Origin of the sequence: Actinomadura sp. NPDC049753, assembly GCF_040674655.1 — a bacterium.
Lineage (GTDB): Bacteria > Actinomycetota > Actinomycetes > Streptosporangiales > Streptosporangiaceae > Spirillospora > Spirillospora verrucosospora.
In genome coordinates, this window is the sequence record NZ_JBFARL010000430.1 from 1 (window position 1) to 1,899 (window position 1,899).

2 protein-coding genes and 1 pseudogene are annotated in these 1,899 nt (G+C 72.1%); all 3 read left to right on the forward strand.

What is annotated here, in order from left to right; genetic code table 11:
- The coding region (locus AB0K37_RS41930) for a cyanophycin synthetase (RefSeq protein WP_363991756.1) at window positions 1–547 on the forward strand (547 nt) is incomplete at its 5' end.
- A complete protein-coding gene (gene mraY / locus AB0K37_RS41935; protein WP_353835422.1) occupies window positions 544–1,602 on the forward strand; it encodes a phospho-N-acetylmuramoyl-pentapeptide-transferase in 1,059 nt (352 codons plus the stop codon). The genes AB0K37_RS41930 and mraY, both read left to right, overlap by 4 nt.
- Window positions 1,584–1,899 (forward strand): annotated as a pseudogene (locus AB0K37_RS41940) (hypothetical protein); the annotation flags it as partial. The gene mraY and the pseudogene AB0K37_RS41940, both read left to right, overlap by 19 nt.

Genomic DNA, 1,899 nt, shown 5'->3' on the forward strand with positions numbered 1-1,899 from the left:
CGCGCACGCCGTCCCGAACGCGCTGGCCGCGGCCGCGGCGGCGCGTGCGGCGGGGCTCGCGACCGGAGCGGTCGCCGAGGCGCTCTCGGCGGCCGTGCCGGTCAGCCGGTGGCGGATGGAGGTCACCGAGCGGGCCGACGGGGTGACCGTGGTGAACGACGCCTACAACGCCAACCCCGACTCGACCCGCGCCGCGATCGACGTGCTCGTTCACCTGGCCCGCGGCCGCCGCGCCTACGCGGTGCTGGGCGAGATGGCCGAACTAGGTGACTCTTCCGTGGCGGAACATGCCAGGATCGGGCAGCATGTCGCGCGCAGCGGGATCGCCGGGTTCGTGGTGGTCGGTGCGAACGCGGCGGCGATGGCCGAAGGGGCCGGGCAGGTGGCGTCATGGACGGGAGAGTGCGTACAGGTGGATGACGTCGGCGCGGCGGTGACCGTGCTCAGGGAGCGGCTGGCGCCGCGGGACGTCGTGCTGGTGAAGGGCTCCCGCGTGGCCGGCCTGGAACGGGTGGCCGAGGCGATCCTCGCGGAGGACGGCCGATGACCAACATCATCATCGCCGCGGGGATCGCGCTGATCTTCGTCGGGGTCGGCACGCCGGTGTGGATCCGCATCGTCAACCGGCTCGGCTACGGCCAGATGATCCGCGACGAGGGCCCCGAGGCCCACCTGAACAAGCGCGGCACCCCCACGATGGGCGGGACGGTCTTCATCGTCGGCTCGCTCGTCGGCTACGCGGCCGCGCACCTGTTCACCGGGGAGGCCCCCACCATCTCGGGGATCCTGGTGCTGTTCCTGATGACGGGCCTCGGCCTCGTCGGGTTCGTGGACGACTACATCAAGGTGTTCAAGCAGCGCAGCCTCGGGCTGCGCAGCGGCGCCAAGATGATCGGCATCATCCTCGTCGGCGTCGTGTTCGCGGTCGCGTCGCTGAACTTCCCCAACGGCTACGACGTCACCCCCGCCGACCCCCACCTGTCCTTCCTGCGCGACTTCGGCCCCTCGATCGGCCCGTACCTGTTCGTGGTGTGGGCGCTGCTGCTCATCGCGGCCATGTCCAACGGCGTGAACCTCACCGACGGCCTGGACGGCCTCGCGGCGGGCCCGGCCGGCATGGTGCTGGCCGCCTACGTCATCATCGGCAACTGGCAGCTGCGCAACAGCTGCGCCGCCAGCCTCGTCCCCAACTGCTACAGCGTCCGCGACCCCCTCGACCTCGCGGTGGTCGCCGCGGCCGTGCTCGGCGGCGTGTTCGGGTTCCTGTGGTGGAACGCCCCGCCCGCGAAGATCTTCATGGGCGACACCGGCTCGCTGGCCCTCGGCGGCGTGCTGGTCGGCCTGGCGATCCTCACCCGCACCCAGCTGCTCCTGGCCATCCTGTGCGGGCTGATCGTGATGATCACGCTGTCGGTGATCATTCAGGTCGGCGGGTTCAAGATGACCGGCAAACGCGTGTTCAAGATGGCCCCGCTGCAGCACCACTTCGAGCTGTCGGGCTGGGCCGAGACCACGATCGTCGTGCGCTTCTGGCTGATGTCCGCGCTGTTCGTGGCGATCGGCATCGGCCTGTTCTACCTGGAATGGATGCCGAAGAAGTGAACGAGCGCCCCTGGGAGGGCCGCCCCTGGGACGGCCAGAGCGTGTGCGTGGCCGGGCTCGGCGTGTCCGGCCGCGCCGCCGCCCGTGTCCTCGCCGCGCGCGGCGCCCGCGTCACCATCGTCGACGCCCGCGACGGCGAGGAGCAGCGCGGCCACGCCGCCGAGCTGGAGGCCCGCGGCGTCGCGGTCCGGCTCGGCGACGGCGAGTCCCTCCCGGCGGACGCCGGCCTCGTCTCCACTGCCCGCCGATGGGCATCCTGCGCCCGGCCGCCCGCATCCGCGCGCTCCGCGAGCGTCC

Excerpts from the sequence above, each read along its gene's own strand:
- mraY (WP_353835422.1), top strand. The coding sequence starts at position 544 with ATGACCAACATCATCATCGCCGCGGGGATCGCGCTGATCTTCGTCGGG.